We start from the raw sequence: 23468 nt of genomic DNA on the forward strand, positions 1-23468 counted from the left end.
ACAGACAATGTCTGTTCTTTTTATTTATCGTAGTTACGCCGTCTGATCTTAAAATCAGAACTGATAACCTCGTCAACGTCAATAATAGAGATGAAAGCATCTGGGTCTATCTTTGCCATCAATGCCTTGACATCACGCACCTCACTAGGATTGAGCACGACATATAGGACATCCATATCTGTTTTGGAGTAGGCGCCTTGTCCTTTTAAAAAGGTGACACCTCGATTGATTTCCTGCAAAATCGCATCCGCCACCTGATGAGAACATCTAGTGACAATAATCATCCCCCGCACAGTGTAACCACCATTTTGCACAATCGTCAGCACTTGACTGTAAACAAAGCTAGCAATCAAAGTGTAGAGCATGTGCTGCAGGTCAATATAAGTTAGCGAAGCAATCAAGACCAGGGCATCAATAACCAACAAGGTCTGCCCCAGTTTAAAGCCAAGCTTTACCTCTAAGATACGCCCAATAATATCTGTCCCTCCAGTTGTAGCACCATAGCGAAAGACAAGACCGCTACCAGTCCCAGCAATAAGACCAGCTACCACTGATACCAACATCATATCGTCACGAAGAGGAAGCTCCATTGGTATCTGCTGCCACATCCACATAAAGAAAGACATCAAGATAGTCGCATAGAGCGTAAAGGCTAAAGAGCGTTTCCCTAAAATCTTAGCGCCTAGGATAAACAATGGAATATTCAACAACAACGAGGTATAGGCAGGGTCAATGCCGTAAAGCGAGTGAACAATCAAGGTCACCCCTGCAATGCCCCCTTCTGCCAAGTGATTACACATATTGAGCTTGATAAAACCAAAGGTATAAATGGCAATACCAGCTGTAACGACAACTAAACTTTTGACTAGTGCTAATTGTTCTCGCTTGATCACTCAGCTCACCTCCTTACAAGAACAACTAATCGTCATCCACAAATCGTCCAATGATATGAACATTTTCAGCCACCGAGATAAAGGCACTCGGATCTGTTTTTTTCATTAGGTGTTTAAACTCACCGTATTCTTCACGTGTGATAATGGTTAAAAGCACCGCTTTTTTCTCATGGTTATAAGTCCCTTCAGCGTCATTGATACAGGTCACGCCACGGTGCAGGCGTTTATGAATCTTATGGATGACTTTTTCAGGATGACTCGTGACAATCATGGCTTGCATTTTCTTTTGCTTAGTAAAGATAGCGTCTGTCACTCGACTGGAGACAAAGATAGTCACCATAGAGTAGAGAGCATACTTCCAGCCAAACAAAATCCCTGCAAAAATCATGATTATCCCATTAACCATGAGGGAAATCCGCCCAACATCACGTCCTGTTTTCTTGCGGATGGCAAGACTGACAATATCTGTCCCACCGCTTGAAATACGAGACTTCAATCCATAACCAATCCCAACTCCCATAACAAGTCCACCAAAAATAGCGTTGATGAGAGGGTCGGTGGTAAGAGTCACCTGCGGGATAAACTGGATAAAAAGCGAGCTCACCGTTACCGTGATGAAAGTAAACACCGTAAACTTATGCCCAATTTGATACCAAGCTAAAAGCAATAAGGGCAGATTGATAGCGTAAAAGGCAACCGCAATCGGTAGTTCAAAGCCCAAGAAGCGCTCACTCACAGCCGAGATGACCTGCGCTAGACCTGTCGCCCCGCTTGAGTAGACATGCCCCGGCTGAAAGAAGAAATTGACCGCTATACTTGAGAGAAGTCCATAGAGAAGAGACGCTGAGATTTTTTCAGCGTATTTTTCTCTTGAGATACTCTGTAGGGTGTGGAAAAGACCAGCTTTCTTTGCGAGATTGCTAATTTCATACTTGAGTCTTTTCAAAGGGGGAGCTTTTTTTCTTGGCATAACTTTTCTTTTTATTTTAGTCTAAATTCTCTGATGTTGTAATGGCTAGTTCGTCCAGTTGTTTCTTAGAGACAAGGCTAGGCGCTTTTGTCATCGGGTCACTTGCCTTGTTGTTCTTAGGAAAGGCGATGACTTCACGGATATTATCCTTACCTGCTAGTAGCATGACAAAGCGGTCAAGCCCGATAGCAAGTCCACCATGTGGTGGGAAACCATAGTCCATCGCTTCTAGCAAGAAACCAAACTGTTCACTAGCTTCTTCTTCTGAGAAACCAAGCGCTTTAAACATGCGCTCTTGCATGTCCTTGTGGTTGATACGTAGGCTACCACCACCAAGCTCGTAACCGTTTAGGACAATGTCGTAAGCAACTGCACGCACTTTTGAGAGGTCACCCTCAAGCTCATGCGCCGTGTCTTCTTGTGGTAATGTAAAAGGATGGTGAGCACTCATATAGCGTCCTTCCTCCTCAGACCACTCAAACATTGGCCAGTCAACCACCCAGAGGAAGTTAAACTGTGACGTGTCAATCATGTCAAGCTCTTTAGCGATACGAGTACGTAGAGCACCGAGTGTGTTATTTGCAATTTCTAGACTATCTGCTACAAATAGTACCAAGTCACCATTTGCTAGCTGTAAACGTTCTGTCAACTGTTCTTCGATACTTGTCAAGAACTTAGCTACAGGACCAGTAATGGCACCATCAACGTACTTAATCCAAGCAAGACCCTTAGCACCAAATTGCTTAGCCACTTCTGTCATCTTGTCAATATCTTTACGTGAGTAGCTATCCGCCCCACCCTTGACAACGATTGCCTTAACAACAGGCGCTTGTGAGAAGACCTTGAAGTCAATGCCTTTGACAGTTTCTGTAATGTCTTGAAGCAACATATCAAAGCGTGTATCTGGCTTATCAGAACCGTAGTTGTTCATAGCATCATCATAAGCCATACGTGGGAATGGCAAAGTGACCTCAATCCCTTTGGTGTCTTTCATGACACGGGCAATCATGCCTTCAGTAATATCTTGGATATCTTGGTCAGACAAGAAACTAGTCTCTAAGTCGACCTGTGTAAACTCAGGTTGACGGTCCCCACGCAAATCCTCATCACGGAAACATTTGACGATTTGATAATAGCGGTCAAAACCAGCATTCATCAAAAGCTGTTTAGTGATTTGTGGGCTTTGAGGAAGAGCGTAAAAATGCCCTTGACTCACACGACTTGGTACCAGATAATCACGAGCACCTTCTGGCGTTGACTTGGCGAGCATTGGTGTTTCCACATCGATAAAGTCTAGCTCGTCCAAGTAGTTGCGGATAGAATGCGTCACCTTAGCACGTAGTTTAAAGTTTTCAAGCATTTCTGGACGACGAAGATCAAGATAGCGGTAACGCAAGCGTGTTTCATCATTGGCTTCAATGCCGTCTTTAATCTCAAAAGGTGTTGTCTTAGCCGTATTTAAAATAACTAAGTCCTCAACTTGCAATTCCACACTTCCTGTTGCTACCTTGTCATTTGCTTCCTCACGAGCGACAACGACACCAGTCACCTCGATAACAAACTCACTTCTTAGCTTTTCAGCAGTTACCATCACGCTAGCGTCCACTTTTTCAGGATTGATAACAAGCTGCATGATCCCCTCACGGTCACGAAGATCAATAAAAATAAGACCTCCAAGATCACGACGACGTCCAACCCAGCCTTTTAGCGTCAAGGTTTGTCCGATATGCTCCTTGCGGACACTACCCGCATACATACTTCTTTTCATAGTAATACCAAGATACACCAGTGTATCTGCTTCCTTTCCTGCTTAAAATCAATTCATCTCACCTATTATAACAAAAAGACAGCAAAAACCCCACCCATTGGGCAGAGTTTTTTCTATTTGTCTTTGGAATGCTTTAGCTGCCCATCAACTTCTCGGATGACCCGCTTCATCTCCTGTAGCGAAAACCAGTAAATGATAGCGTAAATGATACTAAAAACTATAACAAACAAAAGTGCATTTGCCACGTTTGGATTGTACCAACCTGCTAAAAAGCCAATGCCAAAGAGACCGATGAGCATGGTGATAAAATGGCAAATGGTCATGCGCAAAAGACTCCATTCTTGTTGGAAAAACCAAGTACCGAGAGAAAAGAGACAACCAATCAAAAACCATAAGCCTGCACAAACCGCCATGGTTTGCACATTGGTCAGATGTTGACCGTACCAAATACCCATGATTGAGTAGGGATTTAGAGGACTGTAAACCTCTGAAAATAGAGCAGAAAACACCAGAGAACACACAAGACCAATACTCAAGCCTTGACAACCTGCAACAAATAAATCCTTAACTTTCATCTTACAACGCCTCCTTTAAAATCTTGAGATAGCGACGTGAGGAATAGCTCGTCCTCTCTCCAACCAAACGCAACTCCACCAAACCAGTCTTGGTTATCTTGACACGCTGGACATAGCTGCGATTGATAAGTTCTGACTGTGATATTTGGATAAAGTCAGCACTCAAGATCCTCTTCATATCTCTGAGTGCTTGATGAGACTCAAAGTCGCCCTCTAGCGTGTCAATGATGAGTTTACGATTCTCACGATAAATCCGAACAACAGCTTTTTGCTGCACCTTGTACTGTTCCCTCTCCTTTTTGACTGATAACAATTGCGGTGTTAACAGCTCTTTGATACTCTTTTGAAGGGTTTTAACTTCCTCATCCAACTGATGAGCATAGATGACGACTTCTTCTTTTTCTTGCTTTGCAATCGCTGCTCTAACCTCCATGGCTAAACCTCCTTTACACCTTTATTAAAACACAAGTTGAGCTGCTTTACTAGACTTTTAGTCTATGTGGTTATTCTTCTTGTCTAAACGGCAAAAAACAGTCTCAGATGAGACTGTTTTTTAGAAATTCAGTTGTTTTAAGATACTTGCAAAGTCTGTTTTTATCGCCTCTAAGCTCGCTTTGACTTCTTCACGTGTGTGATTGTTTTTGACGCTGACTTGCTGGCTTTCAAGCTCGCTTGAACCAAGTGTAATAACTGTTTTGGCATTAAAGCTGTCGGCTGCCTTGAACTGCGCTTTTAGTTTGCGCCCTAGGTAATCACGCTCAGCGCTAAAGCCTTGCTGACGAAGTGCTTGAACTAACTGAAGCGCTGCGCTATTGACCTCATCCCCTAAAACAGCGATGTAAGCGTCTAGCGGCTCACAAGAAGGCAAAGCAGCCCCCTGCTTTTCAAGAACTAGAAGCAAGCGCTCAATACCAAGTCCAAAGCCAAAACCAGGGGTCGCTGGTCCATCAAAATACTCAACCAAACCATCATAGCGCCCACCAGCACAGATGGTCAACTCAGAGCCACCAACAGTCGCCATGAACTCAAAAATCGTGTGGTTATAATAATCCAAACCACGCACCATGTTGGTATCAATGACATAAGGAATGCCTAGCGCCTCTAGCATATCACGCACCGCATCAAAGTGCGCTTGACTCTCCTCATCCAAGTAATCAAGAATAGACGGCGCATTCTCAACGGCTGCCTTGTCCTCTTTTTCCTTAGAATCTAGCACACGTAGCGGATTTTCCTCCAAACGACGCTGGCTATCCTTAGAGAGACTGTCATGAAGCGGTGTCAAGTAGTCAATCAAAGCTTGTCTATAGGCAAGACGACTCTCAGTATTCCCAAGGCTGTTAAGGTGCAAAGTCACATCTTTGATACCGAGATTGTCAAAGAGCTGATAAGCCATAGCGATGGTCTCAACATCTGTAGCGGGATTGCTAGAGCCGAAGCACTCGACCCCAATCTGGTGAAACTCACGCAAGCGCCCCGCTTGAGGACGCTCATAGCGAAACATTGAGCCCATATAATACAGCTTGACAGGCTTTTGTACCTCTGGCGCAAAGAGTTTATTTTCGACATAAGAGCGCACCACAGGCGCTGTCCCTTCTGGACGCAGGGTGATGTGACGATCCCCCTTATCGTAAAAATCATACATCTCCTTGGTGACGATATCTGTCGTATCACCGACAGAGCGGCTGATAACCTCGTAGTGCTCAAACATCGGAGTTCTAATCTCAGCATAGCGGTAGTTGGCAAAGGTCTTGCGTGCTACATCTTCTACGTATTGCCATTTGAGCGTATCTTGTGGCAATAAATCCTGTGTTCCTTTGGGTTTTTGTAACTTCATAATCACTCTAGAGTGTCCTTAAAACAAGCAGCTAGCCTAGACACTCTCATCCTTTCTCTAACTGATAAACGTACCTTATTTTACCATATTTTAGGCGTTTATAAAAGGATGGAAAACTAAGTTTCACATGAAACAATCAGTGTCCTGAGGTGACTTTCAGCCCAATGATACCAATCAAAAGCAATAGAGCAAAGAAGAGACGGGCTGCATTTGCAGGTTCTTTAAACATCACGATACCAACAATCACAGCTCCAAGAGCACCAATGCCTGTCCAGATAGCATAAGCCGTTCCTAGCGGCAGCTCCTTTGTCGCCAAGGATAGAAAGTAAAAACTCACAAGCATACCGACAATGGTCAAAATCGTGAATTTTAAAACGGAAAAACCTTCTGACAACTTCATACAGGTTGACCAGAAAACCTCTGCGATGCCTGCTAAAATCAAATAAAACCATACCATAAAATCTACCTCCAAAATAATAAAAAAGGCGCCCACACAAAACATCTCTAAAAGCCTACGGACGTTTTGTCTAAGCGCTTTGGTAACCCGGCAGCTACCAAATTAAGTCCATTCTAGCAAAGAGTGCTAAGGAAGTCAATGCTTTCTCAAAAAAATCTGTCAAGTAACTTTACTTTACAAAAAAGATATGGTATCATAGTGAAGTTGATGAAAATCAAAACTCATATTGAAAGGAAAACATAAACATGGCAGTACCTGCACGTCACACTTCCAAAGCGAAGAAAAACAAACGTCGTACACACTACAAATTGACTGCACCATCAGTACAATTTGACGAAACTACTGGAGATTACTCACGTTCACACCGTGTATCTTTGAAAGGATACTACAAAGGACGTAAAATCGCTAAAGCTGGCAAATAATAGAAGGGAGATATCATGCGCGTAAATATCACACTTGAACACAAAGAATCTGGTGAACGCTTGTACCTTACTTCTAAAAACAAACGTAACACGCCAGACCGTCTTCAATTGAAAAAATACTCACCAAAATTGCGTAAACACGTGATTTTTACAGAAGTTAAATAATTGAACACACTAAAAACCTATGAAACCAGCGTTTCTAGGTTTTTTATTTGCTCAAAATGCGGTTTTATCTGACTAGCGAAAAGAGAGATATGTTATAATACCTTTAGTAATCGTTTTCAATAGGAGAGGAGTAATATTATGAAATCATATCAGGATATAAATAGAGAAACGATTGATAGCTGGGTAGAGGAAGGCTGGGTGTGGGCAATACCTATTTCGCACGAAGAGTATCTAGAAGCACAAAATGGCAAGTGGGAGATTTTGCTGACTCCAACAGTACCTGTACCTCATGAGTGGTTTGGAGAGTTGAAAAATAAAAAAATTCTGGGATTAGCCTCTGGTGGTGGCCAACAAATGCCAATATTTGCTGCACTCGGTGCAACATGTAGTGTGCTGGACTATTCCTCAAAACAAATCGAGTCTGAATTGAAAGTGGCAGAAAGAGAAGGCTATCACATAGAAGCCATAGAGGGAGATATGACAAAAAAACTTCCCTACGAAGATGAGTTTTTTGATATTGTTTTCCATCCTGTATCAAACTGCTATGTTGAGGATGTGCAACACATTTTCAATGAGGTGTACAGAGTCTTGAAAAAGGGTGGCATTTTTCTTGCTGGATTAAATAATGAAATCAACTATATCGTGGATGACGATGAAAAAGAAATCATTTGGAAAATGCCATTCAATCCTTTAAAAGATGAAAAAGCTAGAAGCTACATGGTCAAAGAAAATGCAGGCATGCAGTTTTCTCATAATATGACAGAACAAATAGGCGGACAATTGAAAGCCGGATTCACATTACTTGATTTATACGAGGATACCAACGGCTCCGGAAGGCTCCATGAACTGAACATTAAGACATTTATCGCAACTAAAGCCGTTAAACTATAAAATCAAGGTTTCTGTTAACCTTTGATTTTATAGTTTAACCCTCTTTATAGCTTTTGGTTGATAGTCGGCATAAACTTCTAAAAGCTCTTCTATGACTGGTTTTGAAAAATGTCGCTCTAGTCTATTATTCACAATATCAGTGAAAGTATCGATGGTTACTTGTGTTTCATTTTCCACCAGTTCTAAAAAGATAGTATCTATCGTCCTAGATTCTTCTTGAGATAGGTTGTATTTCAAGATAAAAGTACTCCTGTTTTTAAGTTCCAATTTATCACACAAATCCATCAATACATTTGTCATATGATAACATTTATCGTCTAAATCCATGGCTACCCTCCTCATTTTTTCACACTAACTCTAACACTCATCATCTTTAAAATCAAGACTACTTTTGAAAGCGTTTTTGTGATATAATAAGGTGTTAGAGGTAATATTATAAACAGTGTTTTTTGTGAGGTATGTTATGTCACGAAAGTCATTTAATGTCGTCATGACAGCAGGATTTGTAATCTTTGCTATTTTGGCTATTGCTGCTGACTGGAATTATCGGATAAGCTTAATGGGACTTGGAACTTTACTTGTCCTACTGACTTTAGGCAATGCGCTTTACTACCATTCAGATAAAAAACACCGCCTAAACCACACATCAAGGAGCGTCTGTCATTTATCCTTTTATTGACTTTTTTAGCCTGCGAATTGGCTATCATCGTCACCATGTTTATTTTAGGAGACGGCGCTTCTCTAAGAACTCAAAAGCTTCTTTCTGGCTTATTGTGCGTTGTCCTATTTTGCATGCTCCTTTCTGGTTATAGATATGAGCTTAGTCGTTTTCAAGACAACAAGAGTTTCTCAGAAACAAGAGCCCTTGGTATAGCCATCAATCCCAAACACCCTCTAGGACGTGTCATTTATATCGGTGCTTTTAGTGTCATCATTCTCATCTTTTACCTGCTGCTCTTTTTTTGGTCCGACGGATTAAAACATACAAAAATCACTAAAATCGTATGTTTTAAGCTTTTTTTAAGCAGTGGTCGCTATACTGTAACCATCCTAAAACTTTTCTTTTTCATAAATCTCCTGAGAGAGGCCTGAGTGATCAGGTCTCTTTCGTTTTGCCTTAGTCATAAAAAAGTTCGAGCTTTACTCGAACTTTTTTATTAATCTTCTGTTGGTTTACGGTAAATGAGAAGGGCTAAAATCATAGAACCTACCGTAAAGCCTAGCAATGCCCAGATTTGTCCTGTGATATCTCCTGTTAGGGAAATGGTTTCTCTAAATCCTGAAACAGCGTAAGACATTGGCAAGTATGGTTGCACAGTTTCAAAGAATTTATTACTCAATTGGATAGGGTAAGTTCCTGCGCTCGCTCCTAATTGTAAGAGCAGGATAATCATACTGATGAAGGAACCATATCGTCTGTCCCATCCGACCAAGGCAGTAACAAGTGCCATCATACTCCAAGCAGCTAGAATAGCTATCACAAAAGTTCTACCAACATAGCTTGGGTTGACACCGATTGCCATCACAGCAAATACAAGGATGATTGGAGAAGCTGTGGCAATGATACCATTGATGAGGAGCTTGTTGCCTGCCCATGCAAAGCGGTTCTTAGGTTCTTTACCAGAGAGAGCCTCAGCAAAGATGACATTGGCTGATAAGGCTACAACCATAAGCGCTACTGACATCATGTAAGGCGCCATACCGACACCATTGGTCTTGACATTATCTTTATCTGTGTGAGTCACTTTAAGTGGGTTCGCTACTGCTGTAGCGTTTTTCGGTTTAACAGATACCAGTTTCAATTGATTTTCAGCTTTGCTTAGAGAGCTTAGCAATGTATCTGTACCTGTTGACAAGGTTGTCAAGCCATTTGTCAAGCTTGTGCCACCTTGTGCCAATTGGCTAGAACCTGAAGCAATCTGATCAGCTCCTGAAGCGAGTTGACCTGCACCACTGACAAGCGTTGAAGAATTGCTTGCTAATTGACCTGCACCTGAGACTAACTGAGCGGTACCGCTAGTAAGTGTAGAAGAGTTACCTGCTAATTGTCCTGCACCTGAGAGCAATTGGCTCGTTCCTGATAACAACTGACCGTTGTTGCTTGTTAATTGGTTTGCTCCTGTATCGATTTGGCTGATACCAGACATCAAGCTAGAGTTATTATCCGCTAATTTAGTAGCTCCGCTATTGAGTGCAGAAACGGCATTACTAAAGGTTGTCGCTCCTGACAACAATTGGCTAGAGCCACTTGCAAGTTGGCTTTGCAATGTTGAGATACCAGATGTCAATTGTTGACTTCCTGGAAGTGCTGATTGGCTCACAGCTGTGTGGATGTCTGACATACCACTATCGAGCTGTGTCAAAGCGTCTGTAGCTCCAGTAAGAGCAGTATTGGCTTGGCTAGCAATAGCACTAACTTGTGCTTGGAGATTAGCCAGCTGGCTATTTGTGCTTGTTGATTGCAATTGTGCCAATGCTGTCTTGAGACTAGCAACTGTACTTAAAGCTGGGGAAACGTCTACTGAGCTAGATGAGCTAGAGTTGGTAATCGCAGCTGTTATCTCGCTTTGTTGCTCTGAGCTTAAGCTTTGGTAGGCAGAGGTCGCTTGGACAGCAGCGAGTGAGCTACTAGATGAGCTAGATGATGACTGCAGTGACTGGAGCTGGCTCTCAAGTGTGTTGAGACTCGCTAAGACACCTGAAGTATCAACGCTGCTTCCAGATTGACTGCTCAAACTACTATTCAAGGCTTGAATAGCTTGATTTAACTGTGGTAGACCTGCTTTCAAAGCATCGATATTGGCTTGTTGATCAGCTGATAGTTCTGTCTTAGATGATAAACTTTGTAAACCATCTGTCAACTGTGTTGCCCCATCAACCAGTTTTTGAATGTCTTGGCTACTGCTTGACAGACTTGAGATACCATCAACCAGCTGTTGTGTATTGCTATCGAGCTGATTAAGACCACTTGCCACTTGGCTGACACCATTCGTATAAGTCGTAAGACCGCTTGAGAAAGTGCCCAAACCACTAGCCAAAGTACCGACACCATTCGTATAAGTCGTAAGACCACTTGAGAGAGTGCCTAAACCATTGTACAAAGTACCAACACCATTCGTGTAAGTCGTAAGACCACTTGAGAGTGTGCCTAAGCCACTGTACAAAGTACCAACACCATTGGTATAAGTAATCAAGCCACTACTTAGAGTATTGGCACCAGTAGCAAAGGTTTGACTAGAGCTCGCTAACGTTTGTAGGTTATCGGTCAAAGTTTGACTACCGTCTTTTAGCGTCTTGCTACCGTCTGCTAGCTGTTGCGTTCCATCGACAGCTTGTGTCATTCCGCCTTGTAGTTTTGTCATGCTTTTAAAAACAGCAGAGGTGTACGTTTTTGTGATAGACTGTGATACCTTAGCTTTTAGTTTTGTCATGGCAGACTCACTCATCTTAGAAGCCACAAAACTACGTCCCTTAGTTGTTTGATAGTTAATCGTCAACTGCTTAGGATCATTAGTCATCAGACTAGCTGCATTTTCTGACATATCCTCTGGGAAAGTAATCACCATATAATAGTCACCATCAGCCAAGCCTTCTTCTGCCTTGCTTTTAGAAACAAAATGATAATCTAGCGTCTTGCTTTTTTCAAGACTATCTACCATGTCAGCACCAATGGTTAGCTTTTGGTTGTTAAGTGTTGCTGATTTATCCTCATTGACCACCGCAACGGGTAACTTATCCAGTTTACCATACGGATTCCACATGGAAGATAGGAAGATCACATTGTACATCATGGGGATCAAAGACACCCCAAAGATTGTTACCCATAATTTTGGGCTTTTTAAAATTGCTTTTAATTCCTCTAACATATTTCCCTTTCTACTTGGACAAATTCTTTCTTTTTCTGTTATAATATATTATTATACTGATTTTAATCTATTTTACAACCTTAACGATTTTGTTTTTAGACACCGTGTACAAAGTTGTTTAAAAGGAGTTGCATATGTCACACGATACCCGTAAGGAAAGAACCAAAAAAGCTTTAGAAGATGCTATGGTGGAGCTTTTAAAACAGCAAAATTTTGATGAAATCAGCACCAGCGATCTTGCTAAAACAGCTCATATTAGTCGTTCTAACTTCTACAATCACTACAAGGATAAGTATGAGATGATTGATATTTACCAACAATCTCTCTTTAATAAGTTAGAATATATCTTTGATAAAAACCAATTTGATAAACGGGCTGCTTTCCTGGAAATTTTCGAGTTTTTAGACAGAGAGTCCTTGTTTGCGGCGCTTCTCACGCAAAATGGGACTAGGGAAATCCAGACTTTTATTAGAACAAAGCTCCAAAAAATGATTTCTCAAGACCTACATGAGATTTATCTCGATGGTAAAGCTGAAACCCCTGTCGAGACACTCTATACTAGCGTCTATGTTAGTCATGCAGTCTTTGGTGTTTACCAGATGTGGGTGACCAGAGGTAAGCGTGAAACCCCTCAAGAAATCACAAAACTCTTACTCAACATGCTCGACTAAGAGACAAGGCTAGGTTACCTAGTCTTTTTTAATGCCAAAAAAGCCAATTCTTGTGAACTGGCTTTTGAATAATAATATCTTAAAGTTGTTTGTTGTAGTATTCAACGATAAGAGCTTCGTTGATTTCTGGGTTGATTTCATCACGTTCTGGAAGACGAGAAAGTGTACCTTCAAGCTTTTCAGCATCAAAAGTAACAAATGCTGGACGTCCAACAGTAGCTTCAACTGCTTCAAGGATAGCAGGAACTTTAAGTGATTTTTCACGAACAGAAATCACTTGACCTGGTGTCACACGGTATGAAGGGATATCAACACGTTTACCGTCTACAAGGATGTGACCGTGGTTTACAAATTGACGTGCTTGACGACGTGTAGTTGCGAGACCTAAGCGGTAAACAACGTTGTCCAAACGACGCTCAAGAAGTACCATGAAGTTGAAACCAAGTGTTCCACCTTTGATTTTAGTAGCTTGTACGAACAAGTTACGGAATTGTTTTTCACCCAAACCGTAAGTGAAACGCAATTTTTGTTTTTCAGCCAATTGCAAACCGTATTCTGAAAGTTTGCTGCGGTTGTTAGGTCCGTGTTGACCTGGCACGTAGTTACGACGTGCTAATTCTTTACCTGTACCAGTAAGAGACAAGCCGAGACGGCGAGATTGTTTCCATGATGGTCCTGTATAACGTGACATTTACATGTCCTCCTCTAAAAAATATAAGATTTGGGGAAATAGTCACTTAGACAAACCTAATTCGTGCAGATGCCCTTCGCCTAAACAGCCAAGGTTACTCATCTTTCAAGACATCTGTTGACGAGCTTCATTTTGTCCTGCTGCTATTTCACACAAAGACTAGTATAGCATAGTTTTAGCCAAATTGCAAAATAATTCTACAAAAAAACTAAGTTTTAAAAACTTAGTCAAAATAATGAATGAGGGTCTTCTCCGTTAAAATATCAGAGTAAGTGTAAGACTCAACATAAGTATTGTCCTCGACACCTGGCACGCCAGATTCGTCCTTGTACTCAACGATAAACAGCGATGGGTAGACCTCAATAAGACGTCCTACTTTATTTTTTTCACGTTTACGTCCATTTTCCAGTGTCAACTCAACCAGCTGACCCTCGTGGTTTTTAATGTCTTCTTTGATTTTTTTCATTTTTGCAACGTCTGCAAATGCATCACTCATAGGATTTCCTCTCTATCTTTCTTCAAATTGTGCGATACTTGAAAATTTATTGTACTCTTTTTGGAACATAAGCTTCACGGTCCCACGTGCTCCAGCACGGTTTTTCTCAAGGATAACCTCGATGGTATTGTCATCAATAGCCTCCTCGTCATTGTCACCTTCTCTTCGGTAATAGTCCTCACGGTAAAGAAAAGCAACGATATCGGCATCCTGCTCAATAGACCCTGACTCACGAATGTCTGACAAGACCGGGCGCTTATCCTGACGCTGCTCAACACTACGAGATAGCTGACTGAGAGCAATGACAGGCACTCTCAACTCTTTAGCCAAAATCTTTAATTGACGTGAGATTTCAGACACTTCTTGTTGACGATTTTCTGGGCGTGTCCCTGTAATCAACTGAAGGTAGTCAATCACGATAAGCCCTAAACCACCCGTCTCCTGCGCTAGCTTGCGAGCTCTCGCACGAATCTCGGTAATCTTGATAGAAGCAGTGTCGTCGATATAGATCGGAGCATCCGCTAGCGCACCTTGGGCAATGGTGACATTTGTCCACTCCTGCTCGGTTAGTTGCCCTGTCCTAAGATTTCTAGCGTCAACCATCCCTTCCGAAGCTAGGAAACGATTGACCAAATCTTCTGCACCCATTTCAAGCGAGAAGATAGCAACAGGTTGATTTTGCTTTGTGCCCACATTTTGAGCGATGTTAAGAGCAAAGGCTGTTTTTCCGACCGCAGGACGGGCTGCTAGGATAATCAGCTGATCAGGATGTAAACCAGTTGTTATGCGGTCAAGATCTCGAAAACCTGTCGGCAAACCTGTAATGTCGCTGGTTTGTTTGGAACGTATTTCTAGGTTTTCATAGTTGATTTTCAAAACATCTGAGATACGTCTAAACCCACTGCGGCTATTGTGCTCATTGATGTCAACCAAGGCTTTCTCAGCATTAGCAATAATCTCATCAGACTCGACAGCACCTTCATAAGCAAGGTTGACAGTTTCTGTCAACTTGCTGATAATATTGCGCAGCATTGCCTTTTCAGCGACTATCTTGGCATAAAACTCAGCATTGGCACTAGTTGGCACACTATTAACCAGCTCAACAATGTAGGCAAGTCCACCGATATTTTGTAAATCACCTTGACTATCTAAAATACCACGAACCGTTGTGGCATCAATCACGTCATTGCGGTCGCTAAGCGTAATCATGGCTCTAAAAATAACCTGATGCGAGTATTTGTAAAAATCTTCGGGAGCGATGAACTCACGAACGGTTATGAGCTTATCTGGTGAGATAAAGATAGCCCCTAACACCGATTGTTCAGCCAATAAATCCTGTGGCTGAACACGCATTTCCTGCATTTCTGCCACCTTATGTCACCTTACCTTCCAACGCTTGTCCCACTAGGCTTCTTTGATGTGAAGCTTGATTTCACCAGTAACATCCTTATGCAATTTTACTGGCACTTCAATCAAGCCAATAGCACGAATAGGGTGTTCTAACTCGATATGGCGCTTGTCAACTTTCAGTCCATATTGTTTCAACAGCTCATCTGCAATTTTCTTAGCTGTAATAGAACCAAAAGTACGTCCGTCTGGTCCGACTTTTTCGGTGAACTGCACACGTGTTGCGTCTTCTGACAACTTAGCTTTCACTTTTTGAGCTTCTGCTAGCAGCTCTGCTTGTGCTTTTTCTTCTGATTTTTGTTTGCCTTTTAACTCACCGATAGCTTGATTTGTAGCTTCTTTTGCCAAGTTTTTCTTGATAAGGAAATTTTGAGCATATCCAGTAGGAACCTCTTTGATTTCTCCTTTTTTCCCTTTACCTTTAACGTCTTGTAAAAAAATAACTTTCATGATAGTTCCTCCTGATTGGTTGTTTTGGTTAATTCATTTGTGATGACTTCAAGTAATTTTTCCTTAGCTTCGTTTACAGTCATATCAACTAACTGACAAGCAGCAAAATTAAAGTGACCGCCTCCGCCTAATTTTTCCATAATCAACTGAACGTTGATTGTCTTGTGACTTCTAGCGGATATGGCTACCTTTCCTGTCTGGTTGTGCGTAATAACAAAGCTAGCTTCCATGCCCGACATTGACAATAATGTGTCTGCAGCTTTACTAGCAATGACATTGTTGTAAATCCTATTGTCAGCTCCAGTCGCTACAATAATACCGTTTGCCACACGCTCACCTCTAAGAACCAGCTCGTTGATGGCTCGGTATTCATTGAAGTCTGTTGCTGAGATAGTTTGGATTTCACTGCTATCGCTACCACGTGAGCGTAGGTAACTTGCCACATCAAAGGTCCGACTTGTAACACCCGTTGAGAAGTTCTTGGTATCTAGCATGATACCAGACATCAAGATACTGGCTTGTGTTTTGCTAAGCTTGCGTGAGGACTGTTGGAACTGAATCAGCTCAGTCACTAGCTCACTGGCACTACTAGCCCCACTCTCAATAAAGGAAAGGCTAGCATTTTTAGGGAAATCCTCATCCCGTCTGTGGTGGTCAATAACAATCACCTCATGAAACAGCTGATAAAACTCTTTTGACAAGGTCAAACTAATCTTTGAATGATCCACCATGACCAAGATAGACTGTGGTGTCACCATCTGCTTTGCTTGCTCCAGTGAGATGAGGTTAGTCTTGTCATCCTCGATAAGGTAGTGAACCGCACGCTTAATGTCAATATTCATCTCACGAGGATTATAAACCGCATAGCTACGAGGGAGGATGTTGCTTGCGAAAAATTGCATCCCAACAGAGGCACCTAGCGCATCTAAGTCAAGGTTACGATGCCCAACAACAAAGACATTGTCCACGGTCTTTAGGCGATCTGAAATGGCAGACATCATCGCCCTTGTTCGTGTTCTAGAGTGTTTAATCGTTGAAGCTGTGCCTCCTCCAAAGAAAATAGCTTGTGAGTTGGCGTCATTTTCTCGGATAACGATCTGGTCTCCCCCACGCACGAGAGCCATATTGAGATTTTGCAGTGCTAACTGCCCAATCTGACTATGATTGCCATCCCCAAAGGCGATCCCCATACTTAATGTCAGAGGAAATTCTCGCTCTGCTGTCTGTTTTCTAAACTGATCAAGCACCTTAAACTTAGTGTCCATCAAGTCTTTCAAGATAGCATAGTTCGTAAAGAAATAGAACCGGTCCATGTTGACACGGCGGTAAAAGATATCTCGCTCCTTGGCAAAGTCAGAAATGAAGCTGGCAATAAAACCGTTAATAGTCGCAACCTCAGCGTCTGGTAGATTGTCAGTCATATCGTCATAGTTGTCCACCGAAATAATCCCAATAACAGGGCGTATCATGGCTGCATCTCCCAGTTGACGATTGCCCATCGTGGCATCAAAAAAGTAAAAGACCCCTGTTTTCAAATCAAGGTAGGCTGCGTATTTATTACCACTGACTTCAAATGTCTGACTAGCAGCGCCACTGCGCTTGTTGATGATGATTTCTCTCACTTTATCGTCGTCAAAGAAACCCTCTTCGTCTGTGAAAATCAACTCAGCATAGGGATTGAACCACTCTACTTCATTGGTTTCGATATTAAACTGAATGACACCCACAGGCATCTGATCCAATAAATTTTTAAGTGTAACCTCTGTTTGATCGTTTAAGAGCTCAATTTGCTCCAATTCTGAAATCTCATAGGTTTCTTTTTGATAATAGAGCAAAGCCGTCACCAAGGCAATCACTACAAAAATAATAGCCAACAGAGCCACCTGTGATTGTAGTAGACGCACACTAATCGCTAAAATACCAAATAAAATCAATCCTATGAGCACTAAGTGAATACTTGCAAAGCGAAATCTTTTCATAATTAACCTCTTAAGACCGCATTATACCATAAAACAGCCCTAAAATAAACTTAGGACTGCTTTTTTAACGTTTTTGTTAAGAGTTTTTAGACGCTTTGCGTCTCCCTTCCAAATAAACCATCAAGATACTAATATCTGCTGGGTTGACACCTGAAATACGGCTGGCTTGCCCGATTGTTTCAGGATTGATTTTCTTGAATTTCTGACGGGCTTCTGTCGCAATGGAATCAATATCATCCCAATCAATGGTTGCTGGTATGCGTTTTTCTTCCATGCGTTTCATCTTAGCCACTTGATCTAACGCTTTATTGATGTAGCCTTCGTACTTGATTTCAGTCTCTAAAAGCTCAATGACTTTGCTGTCTAGCTTCTCTTCAGAAGGTCCAATAAAGTCCACAATCGTTGCATAGTCAATCTCTGGACGGCGCATAAACTCTTTGGCTGTCAAGGCATCAGTCAGCGGTTTAAAGCCTAGAGCTGTAATGCGCTCATTTGTTTCCTTGATAGGTTTTAACTTGATAGTTGACAGGCGTGTCAACTCATTGTCAAACTGACGTTTTCTCTCTGTAAAGACACGATAGCGCTCATCGTCGACAAGCCCTACTTGTCGTCCAATTTCAGTAAGGCGCATATCGGCATTGTCATGTCTTAAAATCAAACGGTACTCTGCACGACTGGTTAAGAGACGATAAGGCTCTAGTGTTCCTTTAGTGACTAAGTCATCAATCATGACACCGATGTAAGCATCGCTACGCTTCAAGATCAACTCTGTCTTACCTTGCACTTTAAGCGCAGCATTGATACCTGCTACTAAGCCTTGACCAGCTGCTTCTTCATAGCCAGAGGTTCCGTTAGTTTGACCAGCTGTAAAGAGACCTGATATGGTCTTTGTCTCTAGAGTTGCTCGCAGTTGGTGAGGCAGGACAATATCATACTCAATCGCATAACCTGTGCGCATCATTTCAGCCTGCTCTAAGCCTTTAATCGAGTGTAACAACTCCACTTGAACATCTTCTGGTAGACTCGTTGACAAACCTTGAACATAGACCTCTTCGGTCTCACGCCCTTCAGGCTCTAGAAAGAGTTGATGGCGCTCTTTGTCTGCAAAACGTACGATTTTATCCTCAATTGATGGACAATAACGAGGTCCCACACCCTTGACAATTCCAGAAAACATGGGGGCACGGTAGAGGTTTTTATTGATAATGTCGTGACTGGTTTGGTTGGTGTAGGTCAGCCAGCATGGGACTTGGTCAGTGATGTAATCTTCGTCTTTTGATAAAAAGGAAAAATGATTTGGCTTGCTATCTCCAGGCTGGATTTCTGTTTCATCGTAATTGATTGAAGACGCCTTGACACGAGGAGGTGTTCCTGTTTTAAAACGTCCGATTTCAAGACCTAGCTCTTTTAGATTGTCTGCTAAGGTGATAGAAGCGAGGCTGTTATTAGGACCTGACGAGTATTTTAACTCTCCTAGGATAATCTCACCACGTAGAGCCGTTCCTGTTGTGACCACCACAGCTTTAGCTGAAAAGTATTGATTAGTGGCTGTGCGAACACCAACGACTTTGCCCTCTTCTACCAGAATCTCATCAATCATGGCTTGACGAAGGGTCAGGTTTTCCTGACGTTCAACGGTTTGTTTCATCATGCGAGAGTAAAGCGCCTTGTCCGCTTGTGCACGTAGGGCACGCACAGCAGGACCCTTACCAGTGTTTAGCATCTTCATCTGGATATAGGTCTTGTCAATGTTCTTGCCCATCTCACCGCCTAGAGCGTCAATCTCTCGAACGACAATCCCTTTGGCAGAACCACCAATAGAGGGATTACAGGGCATAAAAGCTAGCATTTCAAGATTGATGGTGGCTAGCATTGTCTTACAGCCCATACGACTGGCAGCAAGACTAGCTTCCACACCAGCATGACCGGCACCAACAACAATTACATCATAATTTTCAGCAAATTCATGTGTCATTTTATTTCTCCTTATCCTTATTTACAAAATGTTTGACTTGACCATCCCAGTTTTTTAGGGCAATTTTTAAAAAGCTTGGATTTAGGTTAATCTTATTGAGTTCTTTATACGAAATCCACTCACACATACGCTTCTGACCTCCTTCATATATCTCTTTATTAAGGTCAGAAAGTGGGTTCACTAAGTAAAGAAATTCAATTTGATGATGTTTTGTGAGATCCAAAGAAAACTGATTTTCGACAACAAAAGCCAACTGTTTAACTTCAATATCAATATTAAGTTCTTCTTTCATTTCGCGTATTATGGCATCTTCAGTTAATTCATTTACTAAGATTGCTCCACCTAACAAATAATATTCATTTTTAGGAGATTTTGCTAAATATATTTTTTCATCTTTAATAATTAAAGCTGATGCTCTAACACCAAAGCTCTGCTCACCAATTCTAGTTCTAAAATCCATTTAAAACTCTCCTTAACTGCACAAAAACAGCCAAAACCCTCGAAAATTGTGCGGTAAAAACGCACAATTCTAATGAGCTTTGACCATCATAGTTGTATTTCCTTTATTTTATCAATTTCTCCAAAAAAAGCAACTTTATTTAAGGGAAAAAGCGCCCTTAATCCCATCAATCAACATCTGAATGCCAATGGTTGTCAATATCAAGCCCATCATACGAGTGATAATCGTCATCATGCCTTGCCCTAACCACTTAGAGATAGTGTCTGCACTAAGCAGCAGAAAATAAGTAATCAGACATAGCAGTGCAAAAGCAATGATTGTGATAATCTGGTACTCTAATTTGCCTTCTGCTAAGGTGATGGAGGTAGCTATTGTCCCTGGTCCTGCAAATAAAGGCATGGCAAGAGGGGATATAGCGACATCCGTCGGATCTTTTTTGTCATTGGGGAGATTTTGAGAATCAGGTGAGTGCACGCCGTTAATCATATTGTAGCCAATAACTGCAACCAAGATACCACCCGCTATACGCAGAGCATCTAGCGTAATCCCAAAAACCTTGAAAATCAGATGTCCACTGAAAACAAAGACGAAGATAATAGCAAAAGCAATGAGAATACTTTTCGTTGCAATTTTGCGTGATATTTTCTTGTCATCTCCTGCCACAATCGCCATATAAGCTGGCAGATTCGAAATGGGATTCATGATGGCAAAAAATGCCATAAACGATAAAATAAATTTTGTAACCATGTGACAACCTTTACAACTCTTATATTTCCATCAAAACTTATCCTTTCCGTAATGATTGGCTTGTATTATTTATCACTTGACACTTCTGTCAACTTCATTTCTGATAGTTTTTCTAGCAATGATGACTGTCTTCCATTAGCCATCATGTAACTGTAAAAACGTTCTCTATGTAGGATTTTGTGAAGGAGTTTGGGGTCCAAGTCGTCTATAATCTCAAGAAAAGTGCGCTTGGTCAGAACTGCTAAGTCCACTAGCAACTGATTTTCCTGACGTTTACGCTTGGCATCTTCTTTTGGATAGCCTACACCAAACTCACCGTCAAATAGCTTATCTAAAGTGTATTGTAAATTGAGCTCACCTGACCAGCCAAAGTTTAAGCCCAAGGGCAAGGACACGACATTGCCATCATTGATACGCCCAAAAAGATAAGCGTCTTGTGGCGTTTGAACAAAACCACAGCGTAATCCAGGTAAGCTATTACAAGCCATCATCATCCCTTGACCAGATGAACAGCCTGTGACGACAAAATCAAGACTATGTGTTTCTATCAGCAAACTTATCATAACAGCGACTTCAACATAGGAGTAAGTCTCTGTCTCATCTGGAAAGACACCGAGATTGACAACATCGTGCTGTCCCTTGACAGCTTTTTGAACGGACTGAAACAACAAATCATTGATACTTGTTCTTGTACTTGCTTGAATGACCCCAATTTTCATCTTATTTTCCTACACAATCTTTTAAATGTATTGACAAGCTTCTCCGTCTTTGTAAGCCATATCGATGAGTCCGCCCCCTAGACATTCTTCACCATCATAAAAAACAACGGCTTGACCTGGAGTGATCGCTCGCTGGGGCTCATCAAAGAGGACCTGTGCCATATCCCCCTTAACCTTGACAGTAACTTTACTATCTGCTTGACGATAACGGAACTTAGCTGTGCACTCTAGTGTGAACTCTTCAGGCATATCACGTGTGAAGTGGATGCTTGAAGCGTCAAGGCTGGTTGACATAAGCGCTTCATGGTAGAAACCTTGTCCGACATAGAGGATATTTTGAGATAAGTCTTTTCCAACAACAAACCAAGGTGCATTGTCACCGCCTTGCTGACCGCCGATACCAAGACCGCCACGTTGGCCAATCGTGTAATACATCAAACCAGCGTGTTCACCCATATCACGACCATCAACAGTCATCATACGACCAGGCTGAGCAGGTAGATAATGGCTTAAAAACTCTTTGAAGTTTTTCTCACCAATAAAGCAAATCCCCGTTGAGTCCTTTTTCTTCGCTGTTGCAAGTCCTGCACGCTCTGCGATTTTGCGCACTTCTGGTTTTTCTAAATGCCCAAGCGGAAACATGACTTTTTGCAATTGTTCTTGTGATAATTGACTTAAAAAGTAGGTTTGGTCTTTATTGTTGTCTGCTCCACGTAGCATGTGAACAGTGCCGTCCTCATCACGCGCTACCTGTGCGTAGTGCCCAGTCGCTACATAATCCGCACCAAGCGTCATAGCGTAATCAAGAAAGGCTTTGAATTTAATTTCTTTATTGCACATCACGTCAGGGTTTGGTGTACGCCCTGCACGATACTCCGCAAGGAAATACTCAAAGACACGGTCCCAATACTCTTTTTCAAAGTTGACAGAGTAATAAGGAATACCGATTTGGTCAGCCACTGCTGCCACGTCCTTGTAGTCTTCGGTTGCCGTACAGACACCAAACTCATCTGTGTCGTCCCAGTTTTTCATAAAGACGCCAATCACATCGTAACCTTGCTCTTTTAAAAGCAGAGCCGTTACAGACGAGTCAACGCCGCCACTCATACCGACAACAACACGTGTTTTTGAATGATCATTTGTCATGATATTTCTCCCATCAAGATATTTTTTAACATAGGCTTGAAGGGCCTAGTTTTCAAAAGTCGATTTGAAGGTCGATTTTGAAGCGCCAAAAGCGCTAATGATTATTATAACAATAATCCCCTGCTTTTTAAAGTCTTAGTCTTTAAATTTTCATTTAGGAAATAGGCGTTTATTTGGTATAATAAAGCAGACTACATTAGAGGATATAAGCATGAAACATTTAAAATTTCAATCTGTTTTTGATATTATTGGTCCGGTTATGATCGGACCATCTAGCAGCCATACGGCTGGTGCTGTTCGTATTGGAAAAATTGTCTCTGCTATTTTTGGCGAGATACCTACTGAGGTTGAGTTTCAACTCTATAATTCCTTTGCTAAAACCTATCGTGGACACGGTACTGACCTTGCCTTAGTCGCTGGGGTTTTGGGCATGGATACTGATGATCCTAATATTCCAAATGCTCTTGAGATTGCGCATCAAAAAGGTATCAAGATTTCTTGGAGAATCAATAAAGAGTCCAATGCACCGCACCCTAATACCACACAAATCATCATGAAAAATGACCACAAGAGCCTCTCAGCTACAGGTATTTCTATCGGTGGTGGCAATATCCAAGTGACCGAGCTCAACGGCTTTGCCGTCAATGTCAACATGAATACACCGACCATTATCATCGTGCACCAAGACGTGCCTGGCATGATTGCCTATGTGACAGACATTTTGTCGTCTTATCGTATCAATATCGCTCAGATGAATGTGACACGGGAAAAAGCTGGTGAAAAGGCGATTATGATTATCGAGGTAGACTCGCATGACTGCGACAAAGCAGTCGATGAGATAGGGCATATCCCTAACCTACACAATGTGCATTTTTTTGATTAGAAG

The 23468-nt window shown here is 41.8% G+C and carries 25 protein-coding genes; 6 read left to right on the forward strand and 19 right to left on the reverse strand.

Going from position 1 to position 23468, the window contains the following annotated elements; all coding sequences use genetic code 11:
• Window positions 1-20: 20 nt before the first annotated feature.
• The 7 genes from G5B60_RS10795 to G5B60_RS10825 form a co-directional block, all read right to left on the reverse strand.
• Entirely contained in the window at window positions 21-890 is an 870-nt protein-coding gene (locus G5B60_RS10795; protein WP_164684289.1) for a YitT family protein, read from the reverse strand.
• A 28-nt stretch (window positions 891-918) separates the two neighbouring features.
• Complete coding sequence (locus G5B60_RS10800) at window positions 919-1863, reverse strand: YitT family protein (protein WP_164683977.1); 945 nt, start codon at window positions 1861-1863, stop codon at window positions 919-921.
• 16 nt (window positions 1864-1879) lie between these two features.
• Window positions 1880-3631 (reverse strand): aspartate--tRNA ligase, encoded by a 1752-nt coding sequence (gene aspS, locus G5B60_RS10805; RefSeq protein ID WP_164683979.1) that lies wholly within the window; start codon window positions 3629-3631, stop codon window positions 1880-1882.
• A 113-nt stretch (window positions 3632-3744) separates the two neighbouring features.
• Window positions 3745-4206: a DUF3021 domain-containing protein gene (locus tag G5B60_RS10810; protein ID WP_164683980.1), complete on the reverse strand. Its 462-nt coding sequence runs from the start codon at window positions 4204-4206 to the stop codon at window positions 3745-3747.
• Window position 4207: 1 nt separating this feature from the next.
• Window positions 4208-4639 (reverse strand): LytTR family DNA-binding domain-containing protein, encoded by a 432-nt coding sequence (locus G5B60_RS10815; protein WP_164683982.1) that lies wholly within the window; start codon window positions 4637-4639, stop codon window positions 4208-4210.
• A 120-nt stretch (window positions 4640-4759) separates the two neighbouring features.
• A complete protein-coding gene (hisS, locus tag G5B60_RS10820; RefSeq protein WP_164683984.1) occupies window positions 4760-6040 on the reverse strand; it encodes a histidine--tRNA ligase in 1281 nt (426 codons plus the stop codon).
• Between the two features lie 136 nt (window positions 6041-6176).
• Complete coding sequence (locus G5B60_RS10825) at window positions 6177-6497, reverse strand: DMT family transporter (RefSeq protein WP_164683986.1); 321 nt, start codon at window positions 6495-6497, stop codon at window positions 6177-6179.
• Between the two features lie 245 nt (window positions 6498-6742).
• Here G5B60_RS10825 and rpmF point away from each other — a divergent pair, with 245 nt between their 5' ends.
• The 3 genes from rpmF to G5B60_RS10840 all read left to right on the forward strand — a co-directional run bounded on the left by rpmF (window position 6743) and on the right by G5B60_RS10840 (window position 7975).
• Window positions 6743-6919 (forward strand): 50S ribosomal protein L32, encoded by a 177-nt coding sequence (gene rpmF, locus G5B60_RS10830; protein ID WP_115271487.1) that lies wholly within the window; start codon window positions 6743-6745, stop codon window positions 6917-6919.
• 15 nt (window positions 6920-6934) lie between these two features.
• Window positions 6935-7084: a 50S ribosomal protein L33 gene (gene rpmG / locus G5B60_RS10835; protein ID WP_002262412.1), complete on the forward strand. Its 150-nt coding sequence runs from the start codon at window positions 6935-6937 to the stop codon at window positions 7082-7084.
• Window positions 7085-7222: 138 nt separating this feature from the next.
• Complete coding sequence (locus tag G5B60_RS10840) at window positions 7223-7975, forward strand: class I SAM-dependent methyltransferase (RefSeq protein ID WP_164683988.1); 753 nt, start codon at window positions 7223-7225, stop codon at window positions 7973-7975.
• Between the two features lie 27 nt (window positions 7976-8002).
• Here the strand turns inward: G5B60_RS10840 and G5B60_RS10845 are convergent, their stop codons facing one another.
• A complete protein-coding gene (locus tag G5B60_RS10845; protein ID WP_164683990.1) occupies window positions 8003-8302 on the reverse strand; it encodes a hypothetical protein in 300 nt (99 codons plus the stop codon).
• A gap of 136 nt (window positions 8303-8438) precedes the next feature.
• Here G5B60_RS10845 and G5B60_RS11295 point away from each other — a divergent pair, with 136 nt between their 5' ends.
• Window positions 8439-8654, forward strand: a complete 216-nt coding sequence (locus tag G5B60_RS11295) for a hypothetical protein (RefSeq protein ID WP_206225097.1) — start codon at window positions 8439-8441, stop codon at window positions 8652-8654.
• A 478-nt stretch (window positions 8655-9132) separates the two neighbouring features.
• On the opposite strand, the gene G5B60_RS10855 is transcribed toward G5B60_RS11295, so the two are convergent.
• The gene (locus G5B60_RS10855; RefSeq protein WP_164683992.1) at window positions 9133-11841 is read right to left on the reverse strand and encodes a YhgE/Pip domain-containing protein; all 2709 of its coding nucleotides are present in this window, start codon (window positions 11839-11841) and stop codon (window positions 9133-9135) included.
• Between the two features lie 134 nt (window positions 11842-11975).
• Here G5B60_RS10855 and G5B60_RS10860 point away from each other — a divergent pair, with 134 nt between their 5' ends.
• Window positions 11976-12512: a TetR/AcrR family transcriptional regulator gene (locus G5B60_RS10860; protein WP_164683994.1), complete on the forward strand. Its 537-nt coding sequence runs from the start codon at window positions 11976-11978 to the stop codon at window positions 12510-12512.
• 79 nt (window positions 12513-12591) lie between these two features.
• On the opposite strand, the gene rpsD is transcribed toward G5B60_RS10860, so the two are convergent.
• The 10 genes from rpsD to mnmA form a co-directional block, all read right to left on the reverse strand.
• On the reverse strand, window positions 12592-13203 hold the full coding sequence (gene rpsD / locus G5B60_RS10865; protein WP_115271499.1) for a 30S ribosomal protein S4: 612 nt from the start codon (window positions 13201-13203) through the stop codon (window positions 12592-12594).
• A gap of 223 nt (window positions 13204-13426) precedes the next feature.
• Entirely contained in the window at window positions 13427-13699 is a 273-nt protein-coding gene (locus tag G5B60_RS10870; RefSeq protein WP_115271503.1) for a Veg family protein, read from the reverse strand.
• A gap of 12 nt (window positions 13700-13711) precedes the next feature.
• A complete protein-coding gene (gene dnaB, locus G5B60_RS10875) occupies window positions 13712-15061 on the reverse strand; it encodes a replicative DNA helicase (protein ID WP_414490985.1) in 1350 nt (449 codons plus the stop codon).
• A 42-nt stretch (window positions 15062-15103) separates the two neighbouring features.
• Entirely contained in the window at window positions 15104-15556 is a 453-nt protein-coding gene (gene rplI, locus G5B60_RS10880; protein ID WP_164683996.1) for a 50S ribosomal protein L9, read from the reverse strand.
• Window positions 15553-17535 carry a DHH family phosphoesterase gene (locus G5B60_RS10885; RefSeq protein ID WP_164683998.1) on the reverse strand — a complete coding sequence of 661 codons (1983 nt, stop codon included), beginning with the start codon at window positions 17533-17535 and terminating at the stop codon, window positions 15553-15555. Before G5B60_RS10885 ends, rplI begins: the two co-directional genes overlap by 4 nt.
• Before the next feature lie 76 nt (window positions 17536-17611).
• Window positions 17612-19510, reverse strand: a complete 1899-nt coding sequence (gene mnmG, locus G5B60_RS10890; RefSeq protein ID WP_164684000.1) for a tRNA uridine-5-carboxymethylaminomethyl(34) synthesis enzyme MnmG — start codon at window positions 19508-19510, stop codon at window positions 17612-17614.
• Window position 19511: 1 nt separating this feature from the next.
• Window positions 19512-19970 carry an NUDIX hydrolase gene (locus G5B60_RS10895; RefSeq protein WP_164684002.1) on the reverse strand — a complete coding sequence of 153 codons (459 nt, stop codon included), beginning with the start codon at window positions 19968-19970 and terminating at the stop codon, window positions 19512-19514.
• 135 nt (window positions 19971-20105) lie between these two features.
• Window positions 20106-20717: a MarC family protein gene (locus tag G5B60_RS10900; protein ID WP_164684004.1), complete on the reverse strand. Its 612-nt coding sequence runs from the start codon at window positions 20715-20717 to the stop codon at window positions 20106-20108.
• 65 nt (window positions 20718-20782) lie between these two features.
• Complete coding sequence (locus G5B60_RS10905; protein ID WP_164684006.1) at window positions 20783-21436, reverse strand: RpiB/LacA/LacB family sugar-phosphate isomerase; 654 nt, start codon at window positions 21434-21436, stop codon at window positions 20783-20785.
• Between the two features lie 21 nt (window positions 21437-21457).
• Window positions 21458-22582, reverse strand: a complete 1125-nt coding sequence (gene mnmA, locus G5B60_RS10910; protein WP_164684008.1) for a tRNA 2-thiouridine(34) synthase MnmA — start codon at window positions 22580-22582, stop codon at window positions 21458-21460.
• 211 nt (window positions 22583-22793) lie between these two features.
• Between mnmA and sdaAB the strand changes: the two genes are divergently transcribed.
• On the forward strand, window positions 22794-23465 hold the full coding sequence (gene sdaAB, locus G5B60_RS10915; protein ID WP_164684010.1) for an L-serine ammonia-lyase, iron-sulfur-dependent subunit beta: 672 nt from the start codon (window positions 22794-22796) through the stop codon (window positions 23463-23465).
• The last annotated feature ends 3 nt before the right edge of the window (window positions 23466-23468 follow it).

The organism is Streptococcus hyointestinalis (genome assembly GCF_011039275.1).
In the GTDB taxonomy this organism is placed as follows: domain Bacteria; phylum Bacillota; class Bacilli; order Lactobacillales; family Streptococcaceae; genus Streptococcus; species Streptococcus hyointestinalis_A.

Excerpts from the sequence above, each read along its gene's own strand:
- G5B60_RS10800 (WP_164683977.1), bottom strand. The coding sequence starts at position 1,863 with ATGCCAAGAAAAAAAGCTCCCCCTTTGAAAAGACTCAAGTATGAAATT.
- aspS (WP_164683979.1), bottom strand. The coding sequence starts at position 3,631 with ATGAAAAGAAGTATGTATGCGGGTAGTGTCCGCAAGGAGCATATCGGA.
- G5B60_RS10810 (WP_164683980.1), bottom strand. The coding sequence starts at position 4,206 with ATGAAAGTTAAGGATTTATTTGTTGCAGGTTGTCAAGGCTTGAGTATT.
- G5B60_RS10815 (WP_164683982.1), bottom strand. The coding sequence starts at position 4,639 with ATGGAGGTTAGAGCAGCGATTGCAAAGCAAGAAAAAGAAGAAGTCGTC.
- hisS (WP_164683984.1), bottom strand. The coding sequence starts at position 6,040 with ATGAAGTTACAAAAACCCAAAGGAACACAGGATTTATTGCCACAAGAT.
- G5B60_RS10825 (WP_164683986.1), bottom strand. The coding sequence starts at position 6,497 with ATGGTATGGTTTTATTTGATTTTAGCAGGCATCGCAGAGGTTTTCTGG.
- rpmF (WP_115271487.1), top strand. The coding sequence starts at position 6,743 with ATGGCAGTACCTGCACGTCACACTTCCAAAGCGAAGAAAAACAAACGT.
- rpmG (WP_002262412.1), top strand. The coding sequence starts at position 6,935 with ATGCGCGTAAATATCACACTTGAACACAAAGAATCTGGTGAACGCTTG.
- G5B60_RS10840 (WP_164683988.1), top strand. The coding sequence starts at position 7,223 with ATGAAATCATATCAGGATATAAATAGAGAAACGATTGATAGCTGGGTA.
- G5B60_RS10845 (WP_164683990.1), bottom strand. The coding sequence starts at position 8,302 with ATGGATTTAGACGATAAATGTTATCATATGACAAATGTATTGATGGAT.
- G5B60_RS11295 (WP_206225097.1), top strand. The coding sequence starts at position 8,439 with ATGTCACGAAAGTCATTTAATGTCGTCATGACAGCAGGATTTGTAATC.
- G5B60_RS10855 (WP_164683992.1), bottom strand. The coding sequence starts at position 11,841 with ATGTTAGAGGAATTAAAAGCAATTTTAAAAAGCCCAAAATTATGGGTA.
- G5B60_RS10860 (WP_164683994.1), top strand. The coding sequence starts at position 11,976 with ATGTCACACGATACCCGTAAGGAAAGAACCAAAAAAGCTTTAGAAGAT.
- rpsD (WP_115271499.1), bottom strand. The coding sequence starts at position 13,203 with ATGTCACGTTATACAGGACCATCATGGAAACAATCTCGCCGTCTCGGC.
- G5B60_RS10870 (WP_115271503.1), bottom strand. The coding sequence starts at position 13,699 with ATGAGTGATGCATTTGCAGACGTTGCAAAAATGAAAAAAATCAAAGAA.
- dnaB (WP_414490985.1), bottom strand. The coding sequence starts at position 15,061 with ATGCAGGAAATGCGTGTTCAGCCACAGGATTTATTGGCTGAACAATCG.
- rplI (WP_164683996.1), bottom strand. The coding sequence starts at position 15,556 with ATGAAAGTTATTTTTTTACAAGACGTTAAAGGTAAAGGGAAAAAAGGA.
- G5B60_RS10885 (WP_164683998.1), bottom strand. The coding sequence starts at position 17,535 with ATGAAAAGATTTCGCTTTGCAAGTATTCACTTAGTGCTCATAGGATTG.
- mnmG (WP_164684000.1), bottom strand. The coding sequence starts at position 19,510 with ATGACACATGAATTTGCTGAAAATTATGATGTAATTGTTGTTGGTGCC.
- G5B60_RS10895 (WP_164684002.1), bottom strand. The coding sequence starts at position 19,970 with ATGGATTTTAGAACTAGAATTGGTGAGCAGAGCTTTGGTGTTAGAGCA.
- G5B60_RS10900 (WP_164684004.1), bottom strand. The coding sequence starts at position 20,717 with ATGGTTACAAAATTTATTTTATCGTTTATGGCATTTTTTGCCATCATG.
- G5B60_RS10905 (WP_164684006.1), bottom strand. The coding sequence starts at position 21,436 with ATGAAAATTGGGGTCATTCAAGCAAGTACAAGAACAAGTATCAATGAT.
- mnmA (WP_164684008.1), bottom strand. The coding sequence starts at position 22,582 with ATGACAAATGATCATTCAAAAACACGTGTTGTTGTCGGTATGAGTGGC.
- sdaAB (WP_164684010.1), top strand. The coding sequence starts at position 22,794 with ATGAAACATTTAAAATTTCAATCTGTTTTTGATATTATTGGTCCGGTT.